Consider the following 22,042-nt stretch of genomic DNA (forward strand, 5'->3'; position numbering starts at 1 on the left):
TGCTGCCTAACTACCGGTGGCAGGCGGCGTTCAGGCAGGTACTGGCCGCGAGTCGTTATCTGCTCGTGAGACTATCAAACCGCCGCCTCCAAGTCCGAAATGACGGGCAAAATGTCGGTGCTGAAGTTCAGCAAGGTGAAGATTTTATCGATGCTGTAGGGCTTCGGCACGAAGCTCCAGCTGCCGCTCATCCGCGTCGCTCACATCCCGGCCAGACGCTACGATGATCTTCGTCCCAGGTGAAACACTCGATACCATATCGGCGAGATCAACGCCCGTGAGGCATCCTGGCATTTCGATGTCCGTTATCTCGGCATTGAACGTCGGATTGCATCCGATTGCGGCGACGGCTTCCAACTCTGGTTGAACTGGAACTGCTTCGATCCGCAAAAGTTAATGTTCTAGAAAATGCGGATGGAGACGATCTCAATGGACAACGCTTCAAAAGGGCTAGCTGAAGAATATCGACGGCTTGGAGGCCGACGGGTCGCCGTAATCGACGACAACATTGGCTCGTCACGCAACTGGGACGGCGATCCTCCTGAAGCGGCCAAGTTCTGGAAGGAAAAGATTGCATCGTTGTCGGATCGCGAACGGCGTGACGTCGAATCCTTCCTCCCCTCGCTCAACGACGAAAGCGATGAACCGGGAAGCGAGTGATTACGCCATGGAAATTGAGAACATTACCTTCCCTTTAGCTGGGTGCCGAACCATCAGCGACTGCCGGTGCTGATTTATCGGAATGCGCTCAAAGACGTGCGTCTCCAGCTCGTTTTGAGGAAATGTTCGCCGAGAACCAATGGAGTGGGATATGGACGAACGGCGTCTTCGACTATCAGCATTACCATTCCGGAGCGCATGAGGTGTTGGGCATTGGAAACGGTGGCGCAACCCTGCTGATCGGCGGACCGGATGGTAAGGCGCTCAAAGTGTCCGCTGGTGATTGCCTCACCTCCCGGCGGGAACGGGCCACAAGAACCTGCGGGCCTCGCCCGGTTTCGAGGTCGTCGGCGCCATCCCGCAGGCCAGCATGCTCCAAACAAAAGCGGCGACGCTGGAAATGGTGACCAAGATTTCGTCTCTAGCGGTCCCCAGCTACCGATCCGGTTTTCGGATCGTCTGGCGGCGTCAGTGAATTTTGGAGCCGATAGCATTCAAAAACACTCCACGGGCACAAGCTGCGCAATGCCCCTCTTGCGGACATGGTGCGGAAACCGCCCCCGCGCAAGGGCCGCATCCATGACGGCAAAGTCATCCAAGGGGTCCGTAAACGCTAACGGGCTTCTCCAAGCCTCTCAGCGAATGAGGTCCAAGATCGGCAAACTCCTTCGAGGAACCAAGTATTTTCACGAAATCAGAGGAAAGCAGCACCGGCCGTTTGATTACCTTGGTAAGGTCCTCTAAGCGCGACGCGACATTGACCGCTGGGCCGATTGCGGTGAAGTCGAGACGCTTGCGCGATCCAATGTTACCATACATGACGTCACCAACATGCACGCCTACGCCGTAACGCAACGCTGGTTTGCCGCTCTCCGCCAACTGGCCATTCAAAGCATGTTACCATACATGACGTCACCAACATGCACGCCTACGCCGTAACGCAACGCTGGTTTGCCGCTCTCCGCCAACTGGCCATTCAAAGCACCTATTCGCTGCCTTCCCTCATCGATAGCTTGGAGAAGATCTGCGCACGCATTGGGGTTGCTCAGCGGGAAAATAGCCAGAAGTCCATCGCCCATGAATTTCAGTATTTCACCGCCACGGGCCTCGACGGGATCGCACAACGCGTCGAAATAGCCGTTGAGGATCTCGATGATATCGTCGCGGGGCCACAGGTCGGATAGCGCGGTAAAATCGCGAAGGTCGCAAATCATGATGGCGGCACTGACTGTCTTGCCGCTGCCGCGTGTCGTGGCTCCCGCAAGTATCTCCGCACTCGCATGGGGGCCGACGTAGGTCTCCAGGAGTGTCCGAGCCATCGCATTTTTCATTCGGATTTCACTTGCCAGCGCGAGCGCGGGTAGCAAGTCCTTCAAATAGTTGATCTCGTATACAGAAAATCCTTTGGCTTTTTTTGTCGCAAACGTTACGACATGCCGCTTCCCCAACGTATGCTGGATTGGCCAAGCCACATAGTCAGTGAAGCCGTGCTGCATCAGTTCTTCGAAAAGCGGATATCGGACGACATCTGTGTTGCTCGCATCAAGGAGCTGTCGGACCTCCGACGCGCCGTTGTATATTTCCGTTGCTGGTCTGCGAAGAAACAGTTCGGTGGTATCGACATCGTAGTCAAAGGTATCGACATGCGCTTCTTCGACCCCGGGTTGCCATAAGATACGGGCACCCTGCCATTGAGGATGCTGAATTCTTAGGTGAAGCGACGACCTCGCGACGGACACCCCCTCGCCCACCAAACGCTCGCACATCTCGACCAGCAAGTTGTCGAGAAAGCGTTGAGAACTCGTCTCGTTCATAAGCCAATCGAGGACGCCGCGACGCTCACTGGGCCATATGCCGCCGTTTTTGCGTGACGGAAGGTGCGAAATCGTGGTCATAAGAATCCTCCTCGGGTATGCATCTTAAGGTCGTTGCGAAGGACGAGGAAGAAAAATACAGCAGAGATTGAACGCCTCACCGAACGCCTTTTTTAGGTACACGCTCTGCTGGCCCGCGCCCGAGCGCCGATCCCGCATCAATGGGTCCCCTTGGTGTCCAACTCTTCAACACTATGTCCTGGAAGGTCATCCAGAACAGGTCCCAGGTTGTAGCTGCGGCGTAGAATCGCGGCGGCCGAACTACCAACGACATGACAGTTGTGCCGGGCCCGGCCTGCAATTTACCATTCCACCTAAACTTTCATCGTCAATATTGACTCGCCATTAAGCTGTGAGAGTATCCGCCCCGGGAAAAAGGGGAACAATCTTGCAAATCACATCTCTCACTCGGCGTGCTGGGGCCGTGGCAATGACGCTCGCGCTGGCGAGCTGCACGACAACGCAAGCAGAACTTAGCAAGAAGCCAGAGGCTGTAAGCAAGGCGGCGCTCTGCAAGACTGTTCTGGAGACGCCGGATCCCGCGTTTCAACAGCAGCTACTCGCCGAACTCTCTCGCCGAGGGATAAGTGTGCCTGACTGCCAGCAAATGGTTCAGCAGCAAAAGCAGGCTGCGGTGGCACTTGTGGCGCTTGCGTTGGTTGGGACGGCAGTAGCGGTGTGCGCTAACGGCAATTGCGGCGGCGGGTATCCATCGTACCGGGGCTACCCAGGAAACTGCTATTCCTACTATGATAGAGCGGCGGATGGCAGCCTATGCGGTAATAGAAGCGCCATGTCACGTCCCGGAGGCTATCGATGAGGCTCCGAACGATATGACTGAGCAGACTATCGGGAGATTCATATACTGGCTGAGTCTCGCAGCTTTTCCTGTGCTGATATTTTTCACCCGATACCACTACATCTCCAAGACGCGCGGGTGGGTGGACGTCGCCGGTAAAATCATGCGATCACGCGACGTGCTGCTTGGCGACTCGGTAACCCCATTCGTCGACGTTTGTTACGAGTTCGCGGGCAAGACGCTGACGGTCTCAAACCTCAATACTAGTGGGACTAGCTTGCGAGACTATCCGACCGGGGGGGCAATCCGATTGTTGGTGGACCCGTCTAACCCGCACAAATGCACGGTGAAATTGGCTTCCGCATATGGTGATGAATGGCTTCTAAAGGTTGCGACTCGCCGCGCCAATCGCACTAAAAGCCAGTAACATCCAAGCTGTGAGGCTCGCGCCAATCACCATTGGCTTACACCCAGTTTAGGTTGCTTAGACGAACCCAGCAATGAGATGTCCCCTTGACGTTTTCAGAGAGGGGAAACAGGGCCGCGTTGCGCCAACACTGTCATTGCAGATACCACGAAATTCTTGCCCGACGGGCGCAAGCGAAGACGACCCGTCAAAGCAGTTCGTGCGCGACGGCGCTGCATAGCTTGCCTTGCTTCCAACAAATATGGCACGCGCAAAACGCGACCATCTGGCGCAGCCATGACGCGCCACGAGAGCCCGCTTGCGCGTCCTGGTTCCGACCTGTAGTCAGTGGGAGTCTCGGTTCCACGAACCTTGCAGCCTCAACTCTACACCGTTGCGATCTTTGATTTCGAGCGCTCCCCGAGTGGCTGAGTCTCCCACTCACGTCCGTGGTGTGATTAGGTGGTGTGCGGTTCAACCTGTTGCTCCGTCAACTCCCCACGCTCAACCACAAGCTTGAACCAATGCTCGTCGAATTTCCTTGCCACGAGTTCAAAACCCGCAGGACTTGGATGAAGCTCATTGATCCATTGACGTCGATAGTAGGGATCCTGAAATGTCCCCTGTGTTTCGACGACATAGAAATTGTTCGCTCTATGAACCTGCAGTCCCTTAAGCATCCTCCGGAAGCGTTTCAGTGCATCCGCGACAATGATCTTGCCCTGGTGGATACTCCAACCCTTTCGATCCAGCGAGGGTTTCAGCCACGGCCCGGCGCATGCAGGCGCCTTTCCATCGAAAAATCCTAGAAGTCCTTGAACAGATATTTGAACGGAAACCTGCGACCAAGGCCGCAAAATCAATATAACCTTTGGAAGTCAGGCGTTGCCTGAATTGGCAACTTGTGGGGAACGTCGCACCTGAGGCATGCTCGGTGAAACGGCAGCTAGGAGGACCAATGGTGCCGGACACGAAGGGCATTTTTGCCACGCGCATCTCCGGTGAACGAATGCCCGACGCTGGCCTATTCACCTGGGATATGAACAACGATCTCGTTTACGCAGACGGTGCACTGGCCGCGCTATTTGGTCTCGACCCAAGCGACACTGAACGAGGGCTGCCAGTGCAGACTTATCTCGACCGGGTCCATCCTGACGACGTTGCTACGCTGGCCAAGCAGATTAGTGATGCCATCATCGCTCAGCACCCGACGGTCCAACACTATCGGGCACAAACGGCCGATGGGTCCTATGTTCGGGTTTCCGCGTTCGGGCGATGCTTTCGGGATCGACACGACAATCCCATCCACTACGCTGGAATCGTCGTTCCCGCCGAGACGCCCAGCGATGCTCGCGCCAGTCACTGAAAAGTAAATGGCGCTGTCCATCGCTCATGGTTAGTCCGGGGCTGCCATTGGCGTCCCATAGGACGTTCTCCAGATACTGTCGCTGCGATGTCCCCCAGCACCCAAGCCCAAATCATTCAGCCTCTTCACCCGTCCTCGGAAAGAGTTGTGTGATGTTTGAACCGTTTGATACGAGTGAAACTTTCTTCACGCGAGGGCTGCTCTCACCGCCTGTCTTTAAGATGGCAGCGAACCCTTCGCGCTGGCGATAGTATTCGGGCTTGGCAGGCAAATGCAGATCAAAGTCTTCAAGCAGTTTGTCAATAAGATCGATAGCCGTGCTCGCCAGTTCTGAGTAGCCTTGCTGGCGTCTTTCGAAGAACCCGTTGTAGTCAGGGCTCGCAAGATCCAGCGAATCCAGGGCGTAGGACAGATTACTCACCCTGTTTGCAAGCCACATGATCTCGTCAGACAATTCATCTCCGAACAAGGCCCAATTGACATCCTTTGGCAGGACGAAAACTGGATCAGGCGTATGAAATGCAAACTCACCCTCGTCCATCGGATTGAACTCGGGGTTATCATGGACCGCAGCATAGCTGGCACCCACAAAGTCATCTAAGGCCAAAGCGGTGAGCATCGCCAGACTCCTGGCCTCGGCCTTGGAACTCCGGCTGCTCGACCTCTTCGTCTTCTGGAGCGCGACGAGTGTAAAAGCCCCGGCCACGAACGAGGCACAACCAATCAAGGCTCCCAATGTCATGATGGCTTGGGTGGTTTCGAAGAACTGCGTCAAGAGTCACCTCGTTCGTTGGTAGGTGTGGCTCGCATCAAGAAGGACGCGCCAGACGGAATCAGTACTTTCCGGTCCAGTGTGCCGCGAACTGAGAAGATAAGAAACTGGGTTTGCTAAGCGACCCGGTCGCCATCGAGCACTCCGACGACATCGAGTAGCTGTCAGTAGGCTCCGCCTCATCGCGGGGGACGATATTTCCATCAATGCTCATATTGTTTCCGGACACTCAGGCGTCTCGGCTGAGGACCTGTAGCAGCTCGCTGCGATGCAACTGTCAGCGAATAAGCAACTTCGGATAAAAGTGAGGTCGGCGGCCCACCAGTTCAAGGGCGGCGCGTGGTTGCGGCCGCTTCGAACGCGCCGCAAAACAGGGGCCGAGCCTTTGTTTTAGGGTAACGTCCCCAATTCGGGACGATAAGACTATGGCTGGAGGCGCAAGCTGCAGCTAAAAAATCCTGGCATCCGACAACATTACTGCGAGGCGCTAAGCTGGACAAAGAGGTGACCGTTTCCGACGTCTATCCGGTTTAGAAGGTCTGCCCTAACCTCTTGCCGTGCTACGGCTTTGAAGTGCCGCCAATTCTGGCTTTTCGCACTTGCGGGCAAAGGCACACCCTCCCGCAAAAATAGCGTGATATGAGGCACTTCGTCCGATTTATAGATGCAAATCCTCAACGTCGCACATCCGGTTCGCCGTCGAGAATATTGTGCGCTGCAAAACGGGGAATGGCAAATTTATTTTGCCGGATAATCGCGCGAGATGACATGCCGTCGAACGACCCGAACCTTCGACGCTGCACGATAGGTAGCAACGGACCCGGCGAACGAGCCATAGGAAAGGTCGTCGCAAGTCCCGACCTGCCGAAGGTCGATTTCATTCCGATTGCCTTTCCAACGCGGCCTAACGTCATTGAAAAGGGCATTGAGAATCACGATCTCAATCTGGTGATTGGAGCCTGACAAATGCTGTACCTCTTCCTTGCCCTCTGCGTTTTGACCTGCACAGTCTTCATTGGGCGCTTTTTCACCGCAAAAACCCGATTGGTCGAAAAGACAATCGAGGAAATGATTGAGCGCAAACTGTCGACATCTCCAATGAACGTAGAGCTGGCCCGTTTGAGAGAAGCGAACGGCGTGATGCGCAACCTGTTGATCGACATAGTGGAAAGCGAGGCTTCGCTTGCCGACGCAACCAACATGTCGCAAATCGAAATGACCCGAGCCACGAAAGCGCGAGCGATGCGCCGAAGGGAAGTGTTTGGCGAGGCGATACTGGTGCTTCAGCAAACCGAGCAAAAGCGATCAACGCCTCTCAGAAATCCTGCATAGCCATCCTCCACGGACGTGGTGCGAGCCGTCAGGCCGTCCAGGCAAAAACCTCCGCTGGCTTGGATACACCTTTGAGAACAAATGATCCCATGCTCTCAAATCCTACCGGGAGCTGAGCAGCGAACGGTGCCGACGCCAGTAGGCTATAGCCCACGGTATCGGCAATTTTTTCCATCCGAGCCGCTTCATTGACTGCCCGGCCAATCGCCGTGAAGTCGAGGCGGCGAGAAGCGCCAATATTGCCGTAAAATACCTGACCAACGTGCAGAACGACGTCGACGAGCAATTGGGGCTCACTAAGCGCCGCGCGTCGTGCGTTTAGCGCTTGATTTGCCTTCATAGCCATACGAGCCGACGAAAAAGCCAAATCACACGCTTGGGACGGGTCTTCGAGGTCGGCCGGAAAGATCGCTAGCAGGCTATCGCCCATGAATTTGAGAACTTCGCCTCCGTTCTCCTCCACCGGCCCCGCAATGGCGTCGAAATGCTCATTGAGCCAGCCTACGATCTTTTCAGGAGGCCAGCGTTCATTCAAGGAGGTGAAGTCCTTGAGGTCCGCGAGGAGAATTGCAGCGTAGATGGCGGTGCCCTCGCCCCTACGCGTCTGGCCGCTCAAAATTCGGCCGCTCGTCCTCGCACCAGTGTACACCGCGAGCAGATCAGTCGCGATACGGGTCGTTGCCACCCGGTAGCACGCAAGTGCGAGAGCGGGCATAAATTGGTCTATCGCGGCGATTTGCTGGTCCGAAAACCCATGTGGGCCGTCAATGGCCAACGAGAACCCGATTCCACCGAGCGCAGTCTCTCCCGGAAACTCAGCAAGCCTAATAAGATAATCGGTCGCGCCAAGATGGACCAGCTCGTCAAACAACGGAAAGCTATCAGTTTTTTCTGTTGGCAAACTCCACCGGCCGTCGAGAAGCCCCTTCGACAACAGGTGGAAGATAGGCGAGCGCTCAAACATCTCTTGGCCCGCATCGCCGTGTCCCTGAATATCGATCGACAACCCCGAGCCTGGCGACCACGCGACAGAGAAGCCTTTTTGCATCGGGTCGATTGACGGCATAGCAATCGAAGAACGGACGATGGGGTAACCAAGGGCAACCAAGCGCGGTGCAAGCCCCTCCATGATCTCCTGAACGTCGCGGCTGGATATTCCTTGCCCAATAATCCAGTCTATAAGGTCTTGCATACCCTGCACGAAAACTCCTCCGTCATCTGTGAGGCAGACCGAAGTTCAACCGCACCATGGACGCGGTGTTGGTGGACACCCACTCGCTCCGCAGATGAAAGACACCGCCAACCCCTCGTCAATAAGCGTCTCACCAACGTCGCGACCGTCAACCGTGAGCCTACCGCAGCTCCGACCGTAGTTGCACTTTTTTGTCCCGTGCGTACCCGGTTTACACGAGCAGGCAACGAGCTTCACATTTGTTGACGTCGCGGCCGTAACCAGCTCTTTCAGTCGCGCCGACGCCCGGTTACCCAACGCGGCTTCTCGCGAGCACTGAGGTTCAAATTTTTCCGGAGTGTTGAAGCCGACAAGGCGCACTCGGGTACCATCACCGAGCCGAATTGTGTCACCATCTGTTACCGTGAAACTCTGATTGTACGACTTTGCATCGTGGCCGACCTTGTCTGGTGACGCAGCAGGATTGGATGACAAGGATGGACGGGGTATCGTCCCATTTCCCGTGGACTCATCGCGGTCGAACAAGTTTCCAATCAATCCCACGACCATCAGAATCGCTAACAAGCCAAGGCCGAGGTTGCCACCAAGCGCAGATATGGCGCGAACTGAGCGCGGTGCCCGAAACAAATACCGTGGCCTGAATGGATTGCGAAAGCGAAAGGGATTCCGCCGCAAGGGACCGCGTCCCAATGGGCTCCGAGGTCCACCAATCTTCGCCGGAGACGAACGATACGGTCGCTCGGGCGGAGTGTTGTTGGAGACGATTGTGAGCTTGGGACGGTCCGCTGGCGAATCCGTTAGACGTCGCAACATCGAGAGCTGCTTATCACTCAGCCTAGTTCGCATTCCATACTGACGAATCTTGGCGTGCATGTCAGTGAGGAAGCGCCTCTGCCAATCAGTCAGCCTACCCCTTGCAAGCAAATCTTCGATACGGTTCCGAAAGTGCGCAACATCGGTTTCGCTAAGCATCCCTGCCCCGGCGTGTCATTGGAAGCGCTTACACTAGGTTGAAAATCTTAAAATTCACCCGCTTTTCGATCACCCCACCCAGCGCCTTCGCGTGAGCGCGGTCGCACCAGGTCCGATCTGGACCCCGCTTATCCCGTCGACAATGCCTGCGGAGAAGGCCGCCAAGTTCGGGCAGCAGACACTGATCGGGCGTGCAGGCCAACCGGCCGAGCTGGCAGGCGCCTATGTCCTTCTAGCAGACCTGGGAAGTTGCATCACAGGCGCCGTCGCTCCCGTGACCGGCGGCGAGATCCTGATTTAAGCATGACATAACCGGTCCCGGCGCGGCTGTGTGATGTCCGCTTGCTCCAACGTGATGATCCGCTCTCTGAGCGGACCCTTGCGCTTACAGCGAGGGAGACCGGAGGGCTCGAAAATGAATGCGCATGTCTTCGACCAGCTCCTTGGGCTTTTCCATCGCGGCGAAATGCCCTCCGGTCGCGTGCTCGGTCCATTGTACTACATTGCAAACCCGCCCCACCCATGAGCGGGGCGGTTGCGGCAGCTCTTTGGCGAAATGGGATACGCCTACAGGCGGCAGGATGCGCTGCCCTTCCGTGAAAGCCAAAGGGCGGGCCTTGCTTTCTTTATACAGCCTGAAAGAGGACTCCAGCGATCCGCTGAACCAATATAGCGAAATCTCGGTCAGGAGGGTGTCCATGCTGAAGACTTTCAGGATGTCGCCGTCGCAATCGCTCCAGGACCTGAACTTCTCCACGATCCACGCTGCCAAGCCAACCGGGGAGTCGGATAGGCCGTAAGCCAGCGTCTGCGGCTTCGTACCGTGCATATGCGCGTACGCACCCTCATTGTCAGCCCACTCGGCGGCAACCTTCTTGTAGGCCGTCTCCTCGGCCGCCATGGGCGGTCCACTTTCCAACGGTGGGCTAAATCCTCCAGGTATGTAGTTTAAGTGAAAACCCGTGACGCGGTCGGGAAACCGGAAAGCCAGCCAACTGGAAACTGCCGCTCCGATATCGCCGCCCTGTGCCACGAAACTCTCGTAGCCCAAGCCCGTCATAAGCTTTTGCCAAAGCCCCGCGATCTCATACGGACTGGTGCCAGGCGAACGCGGCGCGGACGAGAAGGTATAGCCAGGAAGCGAAGGGACGACGATGTCGAAAGCATCGTTGGAGTCACCGCCGTTTGCCCGTGGATCGGTGAGAAGCGGGATGATGTCTTCCATCTCCAAGAACGAACCGGGCCATCCATGCGTCATGATGAGCGGGGTCGGAGATGGACCTCTGCCCTTTACGTGGATGTAGTGGATGTCCAGACCGTCCACTTTTGCGATGAAGTGCGGCAACTCATTCAACCGAGCTTCCTGTGCCCGCCAATCGAACGCGTCGCGCCAGTATTCAATCAGGTCGCGCATGAAGGTGAGGCTGCTGCCATCACCCCATCCGTCTGGATCAATTGAGTCTGGCCATTTCGTTTGCTGAAGACGACGATGCAGATCGTTAAGCGCCTCATCGTCGATATGAATCTGAAATGGCCTACTTTCCATGGTGCGCTCCTGAGGTATTATCCCGCCGTAAGAAGTAGGCCGCTTTTAGGACTCTGCTAGCACGGCGGCGTAAAGCTCAAGGCGAATGACGGTCGGTTTGTTAGCGAAACCACTCTTCAGGCGCGGACGATGTTCAAAATCTACTCGAAAACCTTTGATTTGCCGTCCGACCATCCGCGCTCCGATGTGTTCGACTACATCGAGATGTTCTACAACCCGAAGCGCAAGCACGTCAGAAACGGAATGCTGTCGCCCGTAGAGTTCGAAAGGCAGCAGAAAATCTAACCCGAGGGCGTCTAGGAAACTCGGGGCTATTCAGAGTGACCTTTCCGTTATCCCTTGAGCTGGATGCTCATCCAGTGATTTCTTGGCCCCTGTCGGTAACCCGCCGTCCGGCAACGGAGCGCCGAAGATCTCGATAAGCATCGGCGTAAATCCGACGAAATAGAAATCGTGTCGACGGGCGGCATCGTTGAGTCCCTGCCGATCCGTCGATGCAAGTTGCCTGACAAGTGTCTGCTGGAGATCGGTTGACGAAGTTCCGCTGTAGCGGGACGGTACACCGGCAGTCGTTGCTCTAAAAACGAACCTTCCGATGCCCACCACGTAGACTTGGTAGGAGTATCTCACTCCAATTCGCTCAAGGATCAAAGGAAGCAATTCCCCATCGCGGAGGGCGTAGAAGACATAGGATTTATCCACATCAGCAACGTCGTTGCCGTCGAAGAAAAAAGATCCGAAGCCTTGATAAATTCTCTCTTCAAGCTCTGTCGGGTATATCAGCTCGCCAGTCGCCCGGGTTTTCGGATCAGATAATGAACTCGCCGGATCATACGATCGCCTTCGGGCAGGTCGAGCCATTCAGGTACCGCTCTGTGGATCTCGACTCCCATTTGTGTTGGGTGCCGTTAATGCGATCGCTTCCCACTATCGGGGCCCAAACCATATCGCAGGAGAACCTGTAGGTCCGCGTAGCGGAGCTTCGACGAATGTTAGATCGAATAAGTGTGGCTTGTGGGCCATCTATAATAGTCAGATTCATGTTGAGTACAGCTGTGTCGTCAACATCAAACTCCACCACATTCGCCGTCCGATCGCCGAATCGATTAAACGCCCAGGTCTTGGCGTTATGTAGTTCTTCGCCAGTGTAAAACCCTTGGCCTAGTTCGCCGCCGCCGAGTGTGACGTCGACATTCCCGCTAGCAAGATCCTGAGCAGTCTGTTGCGAGGTACCATGATATATCTGCATTGAACGTCCTGCCAGAACAACCAGCACTCAGATACGACGAAAGGTTGTATAAAACCTTACAAGATTGAGCTTCGGGGTGGTCCGTGCCAGATCAGAAAAGCAGCGTGGCTATCTACTCGTGAATTAGCCCCCGAAAGGCCCGGACATGCTCCACCACTTAGCTAAGTGGGTAGGAGTAATGTTGGTAATATGACTAGCAGCAATTTTAAGATGGAAGTCCTCGCCGGGCCGGAACGTCGGCGGCGCTGGAGCACGGCAGAGAAGCTGGCGATCATCCACGAGACCTATGAGGCGGACGCGACGGTTAGCATCGTCGCGCGTCGGCACGGCATCCAGCCGAACCAGNGGCGATCATCCACGAGACCTATGAGGCGGACGCGACGGTTAGCATCGTCGCGCGTCGGCACGGCATCCAGCCGAACCAGTTGTTCGCCTGGCGCAAGCTAGCGTCCCAAGGGGCTCTGACGGCGACGGCCGCCGAAGAGGAGGTCGTTCCGGCTTCCGAATACCGGGCGCTTCAGGCCCAGGTGAAAGAGTTGCAACGCTTGTTGGGCAAGAAGACGATGGAGAGCGAAATCCTGAAGGAAGCTCTCGAAATCGCCGGTAGCCCAAAAAAACGGATGTTGCGCTCGCTCTCTCTTCCGAGGGGGATTTTGGAATGAAGACCGTCTGCGAAACTCTAGGTGTCGCCCGCTCGAATATCGCCGCGCGTGCCGCAGGCTCCCCTTCCAGAGCCAGAGGACGCCCGCCACTAGGAGTGCGCTCACCTTGGATGCATGACACGGCTTGCCCACCGCCACGCTCTTCGTCAGCAAATCGCCGCCAGAACCCGGCCGCATAGCTGGAGCAATNCCTGCGCCGCCTCTATCAGCGTCCCGTCCACGCAGGTACCGTCGCGCGTTTCGTAGTCGCTGCCGAATACCTTGAACCCCTGCCTGCGGCCCAGAGCCGCGCCGCCACTAGGAGTGCGCTCACCTTGGATGCATGACACGGCTTGCCCACCGCCACGCTCTTCGTCAGCAAATCGCCGCCAGAACCCGGCCGCATAGCTGGAGCAATCTGAACTGGAACGAAGGCCGCGACCGATGGCGAAGGACGCTGCTCCAGGGCCTTCTTTATCCACTTACGAACGAGATTGGCATTCACACCGTACTCCCGTGCTAGCCGAGAGACCGAAACGCCGGGTTCTAAACACGCTGCGACGAGCTGATCACGAGAAGCAGGGTCATATCGACGGCGGCCATCGCGGCCAACAAGCCGCACCTGCAGTTTAGGATCTGGGCATCGACATTGGTGATGGCGGCTTCCATATAGAGGCGAAGTTGACGGCCGAGCCGATCGAACGGACCGCGATTATCTTCGTCGGGCCGTCGCNAAAAGAACCGTTGTCGCGCCACCGATATGGCATTCACACCGTACTCCCGTGCTAGCCGAGAGACCGAAACGCCGGGTTCTAAACACGCTGCGACGAGCTGATCACGAGAAGCAGGGTCATATCGACGGCGGCCATCGCGGCCAACAAGCCGCACCTGCAGTTTAGGAGCATAGTCCATGATTTGGTGTCCACCTATTTTTGGTGGACACTTCATGCATCAGAGCACTGCGCCTCAGAAGGCGCATAGAAATTCGCGCTTACGAAACTCCTAAGCGTCAGTTGAGAGCATCCACTAGGTGAGACGGTAGGAAGCAGCGCCCACGCCCGATCGACCATTCGGTCATCGTCGACGAATTCGGCACGNCAGTTTAGGAGCATAGTCCATGATTTGGTGTCCACCTATTTTTGGTGGACACTTCATGCATCAGAGCACTGCGCCTCAGAAGGCGCATAGAAATTCGCGTTTACGCTTGAACCACCAAGCCAAAGCGGCTTAAATCAACCCGCAAACCGAGCCGGAAACTCCACTCTTCCAGAGCCCAAAAAGCTCAAATCATTCGACGACGGACAGACTTTCGCCGAGCGTGGCTGGTTTGCCACCAGCGTCTGCCGGATACCAAACGGTCACCGCAAGTTCAGTGCCTCGCTCTTTGGATGGCGCTGTGGTCTGCCGCACGCCGACAGGTGAAAACTTGTTCGTTGTCTTGCTCAAATCGGCTCCACTCTCCCAGAAGTTGGAGCCTCCGGCAAACCCGGTGCGGTTCACTATTGCGTCCGAGAACGAGCCTTCCGTCGCAAGTACGGAACCAGGAAAGAGACCAACTCGTCGCGCGACCGAACCTCACAATTTTTGAAGATCGCCCTTTCGGCATTCTTGACCCTAGCAAGCGGCACACCCATTGAAGCTGCTATCTCTCGCGAGCGCCAACCCGCATTTAATAGATAAGCAACCTTCGCCTGATGAGGGCTAAGTTTGATCTGGTTTCGCTTGAGTAGCTTCTCCTTGAGGCCGCTGATAGCGTCTATGTCCAGCTCCGATGTTCGTGCTCGCTTCTCTCGGTAGTAACGCTCAACCGCACGTCTGCTGCGGAAGTGGACGGCAGGATGACGCGGCAAGATTCCGGCTCGGTTCAGCGCAATGCCCTCATATTTCAAATTCAGCTTCTCTCCACTGGCTAGCCTGCCCAATACGATCTCTTTGATGGTGATGTTTTCTCGACGGAAACGCTGAAGCTCCGCTAAAGTCGCAGTACGAGACAAGGCCCCTATCTGCATCGTGGTGGCCACGCAACTGGAGTGACAATTGAGATAAAAGGCTCGCTCCTCAACTGTCAGTCCGATGTGCTCTGCGTCTCGGCCCGGCCTTAAGGTTTTGAGTTGGCCGGACCAGGATTGGAAATCATCCACGAAAAGCCGGTCGATATAGGCATCCTCTCCTTTAATTCGGGTGGCACTCAATTTACCGTCCCGCAATGCGGCCATGACTTCAGGCCAAGGATCGCCCTTTCCGTGGAAATAGAGGTGAACGGCGTCGCGGAGAGACATCCGCACTTCCGCCGTCCGGCAAAGCGGTAGGTCCTCAAACATCCCGATGAGAGGGATGCCCTTATTGCTGAGTCCCGCAAAGTGTGGGTCCGGGCATAGAAAACCATTCCTGAGATAGCACCCAAGGAGCGCAGGCACCGGTAGGCCCGAAATTGCCGATTCCTCAAGGATTGCTTCGCTCATTCGCGCTACCTTGTTCAGATGTTCGAGCGGCAGTGGAACGGCTCTAAGCCTCCCACGGGAGTGCTCTGAAATGGTCGTCGCCAACGAGCCTTTAAGAGCATCCGCCACAACAACCTTGATCTCCGCGCTGAAGAATGAGTCTTGAAGCACCTGACGAATTGGATGCCAGAGCGGCCCGCCAGCTTTACGACGAAAGAACCAGTTGTTCCGAAGGCGTTCTCCAACCTCGTAAAAGCCATCAGGCCAATTCGATAAAGCTCGCCCGGCGTCGCCCAGAGCTTGAGGGGTCACAGGCCCGCCCTTGTGTGGTCTTGCGGTGTCCGGCGGACTGCTTTCCTGATCGATAAGCCTTCCAACTTCGACCGCAAGTTCGAATACCTCGCCCCGGCCGAGAGCTTGAAGCTCAGGATGAAGGGCCCTGAGCGCCGCCGCCGGAACCTCGGGATCGATCAGGTCGGTGACATACCGCAAATTCGAAGCGAGACCGGCGCTCACCTTCGGCTGTGGGAAATCGCGAAAGTCGGTCTTGCTCACGTGCGGGTTTTCGGGGTCAACACAATTCTCGCAGAAGCAAATTCCGAGCGTCCGCTGCCAGCCGATCTTCTGTTTGCACACCGGGCATTCGTCCAGCAACATTTCTAACGTCTGCGGATCAAATGTCAGCGGCGCAAGGTGCCATATGGCTTTTTGATACGGCGCTTTCTTGAAGCTTGACGGAGACACCCTCCTGCTCCGGATCAAATGCTTGCGCCTTATCTGCCGATCAAAAAAATTGATGGTGTTGTTTCGCTCGCCATACCATAGCGGCGCAATCTCCGCCTCATCCTGGCCCAGAACACTGGCCACAAGGGACAGGTTCGGCGCATTGAACGACGTAATCCAAGGTGCGATTGTTTGCTGGTGGGCGTTGTTGCCCCACAACATCCCGACTTCGAAAACTCTCAGGAAGCCGTTCTCGCTGCAAGCCCGCAACAGAAGGTCGCTGAGACCCTCTCCGGGCTTTGGTGCTGTTGGGAAGACGAGCGGGCGACCCGCCCAATGATCGTAGACACGATAGGGCATTGGCAAAGCCTTCTTTAGATTGGTCCAAAGGTGATTAGTACGTCCGATGGCAGGGCTATGCGCAGCCCGCCAGTTTCGGAAGCCTTGGCAGCGGCATGAGCTTGGCTAGGAACAAGTAAACATCTGAGCGCCGCCAAATGGAGAAGCTTTCAGCCAGGACGCGCTCGGCCTTTGAACGATGGAGCGCTCGAAATTGTACGGTGATGGCAGCGCCGTTGATCTTCAAGAGGTCTTTGATCTCGAAACTGAACATCCAGTCCGCCCGAATGCGATTGATGGCTGCCACCGTTGGGATTTCGGGTATCACACGCTGGCGGATCGCATCCGTTATTATCTTCCGGCCGATACCCATCGTGCGGGCCGCCTCGTCGTGTGTCGTGCCCACGCATTGGAATCGGGATTGCAATCGGGTCGCCAGCACGCGCTCAAGCCCGTCGTAGTCGCGCGTCCTCAGCTCGCCGAAAATGCCTGGTCCCGCCTTTGGCCCCCTCCAGACCGCCAATCGACGGTCACATATCGCGTGAACGATTTCAGGCCACGGTAGATCGCTTCGTCCCGATAGCAGAGAGGCAGCCCGAACGATTGGCAAGCCATGTTCCTGCGAGCGCCGAACCTTCCACAACGCGCCGACGTGCTCCCAAGCGTCACCAACCAGTGACAAATAGGTGAGCTGTCCAAGGTCCAGCTCCATTGAAGGCAGCACACCGCTTTCATATAATTGGAGAAGCTCAAATGTTGGAACGCCAAGCTGATCCGCGAGCTGACGGTGCCTCTTGTTGTCCCGAATAATGATTGCCAACGTCTGTACGTCATCTGGCGCAGATGTGATCCGATGGGCGGCTTGATCAACGGCCTTCCGAAGGTTCGTTTCGAGTTTGATCAGCTCGCTACGAGTTGCTCTAGCTGAAACAGTCCCCACCGGGATATGCAGGTTAAACCGAAGGGAAAAGACCTCCTTCCGCCTCGCCTCACAAACCATGTCGCCAACCAGCCTGCGCAAATTGGCATCGAGCGTTGGATCACTGCGAAGGCGGTTTAACGGTCGAAAGGCAGCTGGACCGGCCTGCTCCGACGTGGTGATGTTGGCCGGGGTCCCTTCCAGCAGGCGCTCAAAGCCTGCAGGCCAACTCAAGATGGAGCGCCCGGCGTTCTCTAGTGCTGCTGGCGTAATACCTTTGGCCGGATCGTCGCCATTGCAAGCAGCGGCAATTTTGATGGCAAACTGGAACAGTTGTCCTCTTGATGTCGAAGCAAAAATGGCTGGCAAGTCATAGGTCGACCGACGTTCGGCGAAGGCAGGATCAACTTGATCGGTGATGAAATTGACCGCTTCCTCGTCAGAAAACTCCAGAACTTCCTGGCAGTAATCCGACAGATTGCACTTTCGCCCCATTGAAGCGCACACGTCGCAGAGAGCGACATCCTCGGCCCAGCCCCATCCCAACTTGAGCTGACATGTAGGGCATTGATCCAGTAAGCGCTCGCGCGTGCCAACATCAAATGTCAGCGGGCGTAGCGACCACATCGAGTTGAGCACGGATTCCTGCCGGAGACGGCGCGGTGAAACGCGTCTGTACGGACTGATATAGGCACGGCGAACGTTGCAGCCATGGAAAGTCACCCAGTCCCGGCTTCCATACAAAGGCCTCGCATTGTCCCTATAGTTGTCGACCGCTTCAGCAGAAACCCCCAATACTCTTCGGAACCTGGAGATATCACTGATGAAGTCCGGAGACGTCAACGAAGACAATTTCGTCCGGGGACCGTGCCCGGTGAATTCCATCACCGCCTGTGTTCTGCGGAAGCCGTTCTCTGCAGCCGCTCGGAAAGCAACCTCCCGAGGACCTTCCGCTGTATGATGACCTGCCGCAAGCGGCAGGTCATCATCTATCAAAGCATACGGGCCATTATGCAGCATTTTGCAGTTCCTCATCGAGGAAGGGATTTCGTGTAATGAGGCCGTTGCCAATGCTGAACTCATCGCAACCCAGCACCAGGTGACGACGCTCGACGATGGTTGCCCCCTCGTCCAATGCGTAACCCGCAGCTGCTTCGATCAGTCTCGACACCCTACCAAGATAGCCGCCCGTCGCCTCGAACAGGCACGGGACAATATCGCCAGCCAGAAAATTGCTGCGTTTCTGGAACAGCCCGTGTTCTGCAAGCTTCACTCCTATCAGACCGCAATAGTCCTCAAAGATTTTGCGATCCTCAGCAAGTTTGAAGTCAAGCTTCCTGTAGGGGATTTTCCTGCACCCACGAAAACCGATTTGGTGCTCGTTCATAAGCCTCTTTTCCGCTTCATCCGTGCCAACAAAGACCACCGGAAAGCCGCTGAGGAGGAAATCTTTCAGGCTGTTGTGCACGCGACCCGCCTCCAGCCGCGCAAAGGAAACCGGAGCCCCTATCCGCAGATGTTGTGTCTCGTCAAAGATCAGCAGTTCCGTCTTGAACCGGCGGATGTAGTTGTAAACCCGGTAGGCAAGGTCCCCGATGTTACCCCGCTCCGGTCGGGGATCGCCGTAGGCTCGTAAAATGTCACCGTAGAAGGATTTCAGCGTTGATCCAGTCAACGAGATGTACACGACGACCCTTTGGGCCTCCATCACCTCTATTCGGGGCACTGATCTGTCGAAGAGGCCGGTGTCGTAGCAGTAGTCGACCACTTGGTTTTCCAAGTAGGAAGCAACCGTCACGCTTTTTCCCGCCTGAGATTCTCCAAACAGGCCAAAGCAATTCGCCTCGACGTCTATGCCGGTTTCAATCATCTTCCGACGAAGTTGCCGAAGCTTGTCGAACTCCTTGTGCGCTCCCAACAACAGCGGGTGATAGATGCGCATCCTGCGGAATTCATAGGCCAAATCACCGTGATGAATAGTCATGCTATCTCTCCTATGTTGAGCTGTGAAAGCCGCTGAAGTTGATCGAGCCGAGCTTCGCTGGTTTCGATGTCAATGATGGGTTTCGTGGACGCTGACGCTGGGAGCGATGGCTTCAAGCGCGTGGCTGTGCCATCGATGGTCGTTGGTTTCTTCGGTCTTGGACCATGCTTTTTGGATGAGCTGCGCCCCTTTGGCGCTTCCCAAACGTCGTCACGCTCGACAAAGGCCGCATCCCGTGGGATGTCCACACCCTTCATGCCGGAGATCGACGAGGCGACTGAGCACTCCTCCACCTCTATGAGGAGCTGATGCTCCATTACCGCCCGGCCACCTTCGACCAGTCGGGCCGTGGCCTTGCCGTCACCATGGCTCTGCGTAGCAAGCATTTCCTCCAACTTGAGTTGGAAATCGCGCTGGGCTCCAGCACGCTCCTCCCGCGAATGAAACTCTTCGTTGGCTTGCTGGTTTTCCTTCTTTGCTGCCTTCGCCCAAGCGAAGGAAACGGCCGTATTGGAATATGCCTCGTCACGGTTCGGCAGACGAACAACTTGCCTTGTATGCAGATCAATGACGTAGATATGAGAGCAGTCCGCTGGATCGCGGAAAGTGTGAACCTCGATAGACCGAGTCTGGTCCTTTCCGCGTCGTTGACGGCTGGCTCTCTGAAAACGGGCCATGTGATCCATCAGCGTGCTGGTGATGTAAGGATCATGGAAGACATGCCCCTCCAGCCGGATGCCTTCGGCTGTAAGAACCGCCTTCTTGTACTGCCCCATGAGGGCGTGCATCGTTCGCGCATCATCAACGGTGCCGCGCCCAAACTCTTTCAGCCCAAGCCCCCATTTGCGAGCCGGAGGCATCTCAATCCCTGCATGGACGTTGAGGTGGTATCTGGTGACAATGCGGTGATCGAGCAGCTCGGTCACGTCCGAGAGCGTCAGGCTTGCAAACTTGCGGGGGTCCGGGTCACCGTCGAGAATCTCCAACGGAATACCACCGGGAAGACCTCGCAGAGTCTCGTTGGTGGTGCTTATATACCGCTCGACCCATGCCTTGTATTCAGGCGTTGCTCGCGGCGCATATTCCACCTCGATGCCCAGCGCTTCCAAAACCATCTGCATGCTGACCATGACGTTCTCAAGCGCGTTGTCGAGAATTACGCCTGTCATGAAACCGAAGCCGTCTGTTGCTCCTTTCGACTCCCCGAAGCGCTCAATCAGTTCGGCCTTTGGTGTAGTGACGCGCTTAATGCATTCCATCACAGTGCGGACACTGGGCGGGTCAAAACTCAGGAAATGCCCCAGGTCCATGCGGCTGTAAAGGTCAATAGCCGTCACCAGCCAAGGCCGCTTGACCGACAGGATGCGACGGTTGCCATCCGCATCGACGATATCACTTAGAATGATTAGCCAGATATCGGCTTCCGTGTGGTCGATGATCACCCATTCGAGCGGCCGAATGGCTACCAGGCTTTGTCCGCGACCGCCAAGTTGGCGATGGGCTATGCGCAGGCCGAACTTCAACGCAATAGTCGCATGTGAACGCGCGGCGTGTATCCAGTTGGCCAACGTGCCGTGGACCGGTGGCTCCAGATCGATCTCAGCAGGATCAGCACGCTCGTCACGGGTCTTGTAGAAACAACCGTCAAACCATTCGACAGCGTCGATGATGTGTCGTTCCTCGTTGATCCAGTAGCGCCGGACCATCCGGTCGCCGAGATCATAGACCCACTGCGGCCACTTGTTTCGATTTTTGTGTTTACCCGTTTGAGCGATCAACGCAGCCAGAGAAATGCCAGCGCTCGGTCCATCGCGCGGGTAAGACTGCTCGGTGACGGTAGCCAGTCACCATACCCAGCCTTTAGCGCATCCGGATAATGCGACCCCAGCCAATTTTTCAGGCTGAGGCACCCCGTACCCGGCCGCTCCTTCCTGAAGCGCTTGATATAGAAGATTAGAGTCGCGCCGCGCACAAGCTTGTTGTTTTGCGTCTTCCATTGGGTCAGCTCCTTGATCGTGACCTTTGAACCTTCGGGCTTCTGAAAGCCGAGAAGGTCTTTGGCGTCCATCAAGGTCAACTCTTTGCCGTCTCTCGTGGTTCGGATGATGTCCCCACGGGCTTGGGCTAGCGCAAAGTCGATGCGCTCCAGTTCGGCCACTTCGTCATCGACGAGATTTCTGAGCTTGATCGGCTCGTACTCCGAGGCGACGTCAGCGGTGAACTCGCCGCTCAATCCATCTAGCAGCAGAATAAATTGATCGCCGGGTGCCACGTCCAGTATCATCGGGTACCCTCCATCAACCAAACTCGGACGAACGATTTCAGGCCCTTGCCGAGATCGATAGAGACGAACTGGCGGCAATGCAGCGCATGAAGTTTGGCCTTGCCCATAGGGCCAGAACCCAAAGCGTTTGTGGCCTTCTGGTAGCTGATCCACTCCCTGCCAGCGAAGGCCGAGACACAGTTCGCATAATCGGCAGGACTAAGCGCTGTCGATTGATCCGCCAGCATCATACGGGCTGTCAGGAGATGCAGCTTCTTGCTCAAGTGCGGCGAGCGCCTGAGGGTCAAGAACGTGATGCCCACCTGCTTGTAAACCAACTTGGCAAACTTGAGCTTGCGTTTGTAGGCATCGTCCTTGTCACGCGGGTCTTTGTCGTTCTTCAGCTCAAGAATGAGGATCGATGCTCGTTCAGTTGGTACCATTTCGGTCGCCGGACTGCTCGCGACCTGGCTGAACACTTGCCCCCGCTTCAGGTCGCGCAGGAATGACGGATGCACCTTTAGCATGAGGTCAGGTATGTACTTCATCACACGTTCCCCGGGC

The 22,042-nt window shown here is 56.2% G+C and carries 16 protein-coding genes and 8 pseudogenes; 9 read left to right on the plus strand and 15 right to left on the minus strand.

Annotated elements, in window-relative coordinates; all coding sequences use genetic code 11:
- The first annotated feature begins 429 nt into the window (after positions 1-429).
- Together ASC90_RS05785 and ASC90_RS29660 are read left to right on the plus strand one after the other, a co-directional pair.
- Entirely contained in the window at positions 430-660 is a 231-nt protein-coding gene (locus ASC90_RS05785; RefSeq protein ID WP_056537129.1) for a hypothetical protein, read from the plus strand.
- A gap of 42 nt (positions 661-702) precedes the next feature.
- Positions 703-1,151, plus strand: a pseudogene (locus ASC90_RS29660) (cupin).
- Positions 1,152-1,251: 100 nt separating this feature from the next.
- Here the strand turns inward: ASC90_RS29660 and ASC90_RS05795 are convergent.
- Positions 1,252-2,555: pseudogene (locus tag ASC90_RS05795) on the minus strand (adenylate/guanylate cyclase domain-containing protein).
- Between the two features lie 2,142 nt (positions 2,556-4,697).
- On the opposite strand from ASC90_RS05795, the gene ASC90_RS05810 reads away from it, so the two are divergent.
- Positions 4,698-5,105: a PAS domain-containing protein gene (locus ASC90_RS05810; RefSeq protein WP_056536707.1), complete on the plus strand. Its 408-nt coding sequence runs from the start codon at positions 4,698-4,700 to the stop codon at positions 5,103-5,105.
- A 112-nt stretch (positions 5,106-5,217) separates the two neighbouring features.
- Here ASC90_RS05810 and ASC90_RS05815 read toward each other — a convergent pair whose 3' ends face one another.
- Positions 5,218-5,880: a hypothetical protein gene (locus ASC90_RS05815; RefSeq protein ID WP_056536710.1), complete on the minus strand. Its 663-nt coding sequence runs from the start codon at positions 5,878-5,880 to the stop codon at positions 5,218-5,220.
- A gap of 765 nt (positions 5,881-6,645) precedes the next feature.
- Here ASC90_RS05815 and ASC90_RS28670 point away from each other — a divergent pair.
- A complete protein-coding gene (locus ASC90_RS28670) occupies positions 6,646-6,840 on the plus strand; it encodes a hypothetical protein (RefSeq protein WP_156392847.1) in 195 nt (64 codons plus the stop codon).
- Between the two features lie 3 nt (positions 6,841-6,843).
- A complete protein-coding gene (locus ASC90_RS05825) occupies positions 6,844-7,209 on the plus strand; it encodes a hypothetical protein (RefSeq protein WP_056536716.1) in 366 nt (121 codons plus the stop codon).
- A gap of 28 nt (positions 7,210-7,237) precedes the next feature.
- Here the strand turns inward: ASC90_RS05825 and ASC90_RS05830 are convergent, their stop codons facing one another.
- Positions 7,238-8,401 carry an adenylate/guanylate cyclase domain-containing protein gene (locus ASC90_RS05830; protein WP_056536719.1) on the minus strand — a complete coding sequence of 388 codons (1,164 nt, stop codon included), beginning with the start codon at positions 8,399-8,401 and terminating at the stop codon, positions 7,238-7,240.
- A gap of 45 nt (positions 8,402-8,446) precedes the next feature.
- A complete protein-coding gene (locus tag ASC90_RS30370; protein WP_200950851.1) occupies positions 8,447-9,373 on the minus strand; it encodes a thermonuclease family protein in 927 nt (308 codons plus the stop codon).
- Between the two features lie 85 nt (positions 9,374-9,458).
- Between ASC90_RS30370 and ASC90_RS27810 the strand changes: the two are divergent.
- Positions 9,459-9,674 (plus strand): annotated as a pseudogene (locus ASC90_RS27810) (SDR family oxidoreductase); the annotation flags it as partial.
- An 84-nt stretch (positions 9,675-9,758) separates the two neighbouring features.
- On the opposite strand, the gene ASC90_RS05835 reads toward ASC90_RS27810, so the two are convergent.
- Positions 9,759-10,919, minus strand: coding sequence for an epoxide hydrolase family protein (locus ASC90_RS05835; protein ID WP_056536721.1), 1,161 nt, complete (start codon positions 10,917-10,919; stop codon positions 9,759-9,761).
- A 177-nt stretch (positions 10,920-11,096) separates the two neighbouring features.
- Here ASC90_RS05835 and ASC90_RS27815 point away from each other — a divergent pair.
- Positions 11,097-11,204 (plus strand): annotated as a pseudogene (locus tag ASC90_RS27815) (IS3 family transposase); the annotation flags it as partial.
- A gap of 30 nt (positions 11,205-11,234) precedes the next feature.
- Here the strand turns inward: ASC90_RS27815 and ASC90_RS05840 are convergent.
- Positions 11,235-11,780 carry a hypothetical protein gene (locus tag ASC90_RS05840; protein ID WP_056536724.1) on the minus strand — a complete coding sequence of 182 codons (546 nt, stop codon included), beginning with the start codon at positions 11,778-11,780 and terminating at the stop codon, positions 11,235-11,237.
- Positions 11,781-12,357: 577 nt separating this feature from the next.
- Here ASC90_RS05840 and ASC90_RS29675 point away from each other — a divergent pair.
- On the plus strand, positions 12,358-12,513 hold a 156-nt coding region (locus ASC90_RS29675; protein WP_244480328.1), incomplete at its 3' end, for a transposase.
- Between the two features lies 1 nt (position 12,514).
- Positions 12,515-13,019, plus strand: a pseudogene (locus ASC90_RS27820) (transposase); the annotation flags it as partial.
- A 205-nt stretch (positions 13,020-13,224) separates the two neighbouring features.
- Here ASC90_RS27820 and ASC90_RS27825 read toward each other — a convergent pair.
- From ASC90_RS27825 to ASC90_RS05895, 9 genes and pseudogenes are all read right to left on the minus strand, one after another.
- Positions 13,225-13,437: pseudogene (locus ASC90_RS27825) on the minus strand (transposase); the annotation flags it as partial.
- Between the two features lie 106 nt (positions 13,438-13,543).
- A pseudogene (locus tag ASC90_RS27830) lies at positions 13,544-13,721 on the minus strand (transposase); the annotation flags it as partial.
- A 393-nt stretch (positions 13,722-14,114) separates the two neighbouring features.
- Positions 14,115-14,225: pseudogene (locus tag ASC90_RS28675) on the minus strand (dienelactone hydrolase); the annotation flags it as partial.
- A gap of 83 nt (positions 14,226-14,308) precedes the next feature.
- Entirely contained in the window at positions 14,309-16,333 is a 2,025-nt protein-coding gene (locus tag ASC90_RS05870; protein ID WP_156392848.1) for a hypothetical protein, read from the minus strand.
- 55 nt (positions 16,334-16,388) lie between these two features.
- Entirely contained in the window at positions 16,389-18,251 is a 1,863-nt protein-coding gene (locus tag ASC90_RS05875; protein ID WP_056536744.1) for a hypothetical protein, read from the minus strand.
- The gene (locus ASC90_RS05880; protein WP_162246960.1) at positions 18,241-19,194 is read right to left on the minus strand and encodes an ATP-binding protein; all 954 of its coding nucleotides are present in this window, start codon (positions 19,192-19,194) and stop codon (positions 18,241-18,243) included. The genes ASC90_RS05875 and ASC90_RS05880 overlap by 11 nt, the downstream gene beginning before the upstream one ends.
- A gap of 17 nt (positions 19,195-19,211) precedes the next feature.
- Positions 19,212-20,921 (minus strand): DDE-type integrase/transposase/recombinase, encoded by a 1,710-nt coding sequence (locus ASC90_RS05885; RefSeq protein WP_056536751.1) that lies wholly within the window; start codon positions 20,919-20,921, stop codon positions 19,212-19,214.
- Positions 20,922-20,989: 68 nt separating this feature from the next.
- Entirely contained in the window at positions 20,990-21,499 is a 510-nt protein-coding gene (locus tag ASC90_RS05890; RefSeq protein WP_056536753.1) for a hypothetical protein, read from the minus strand.
- Positions 21,496-22,026 (minus strand): hypothetical protein, encoded by a 531-nt coding sequence (locus tag ASC90_RS05895; protein ID WP_156392849.1) that lies wholly within the window; start codon positions 22,024-22,026, stop codon positions 21,496-21,498. The genes ASC90_RS05890 and ASC90_RS05895 overlap by 4 nt, the downstream gene beginning before the upstream one ends.
- Between the last annotated feature and the right edge of the window lie 16 nt (positions 22,027-22,042).

It is taken from the genome of Rhizobium sp. Root1220, assembly GCF_001426265.1.
GTDB lineage: Bacteria > Pseudomonadota > Alphaproteobacteria > Rhizobiales > Rhizobiaceae > Rhizobium.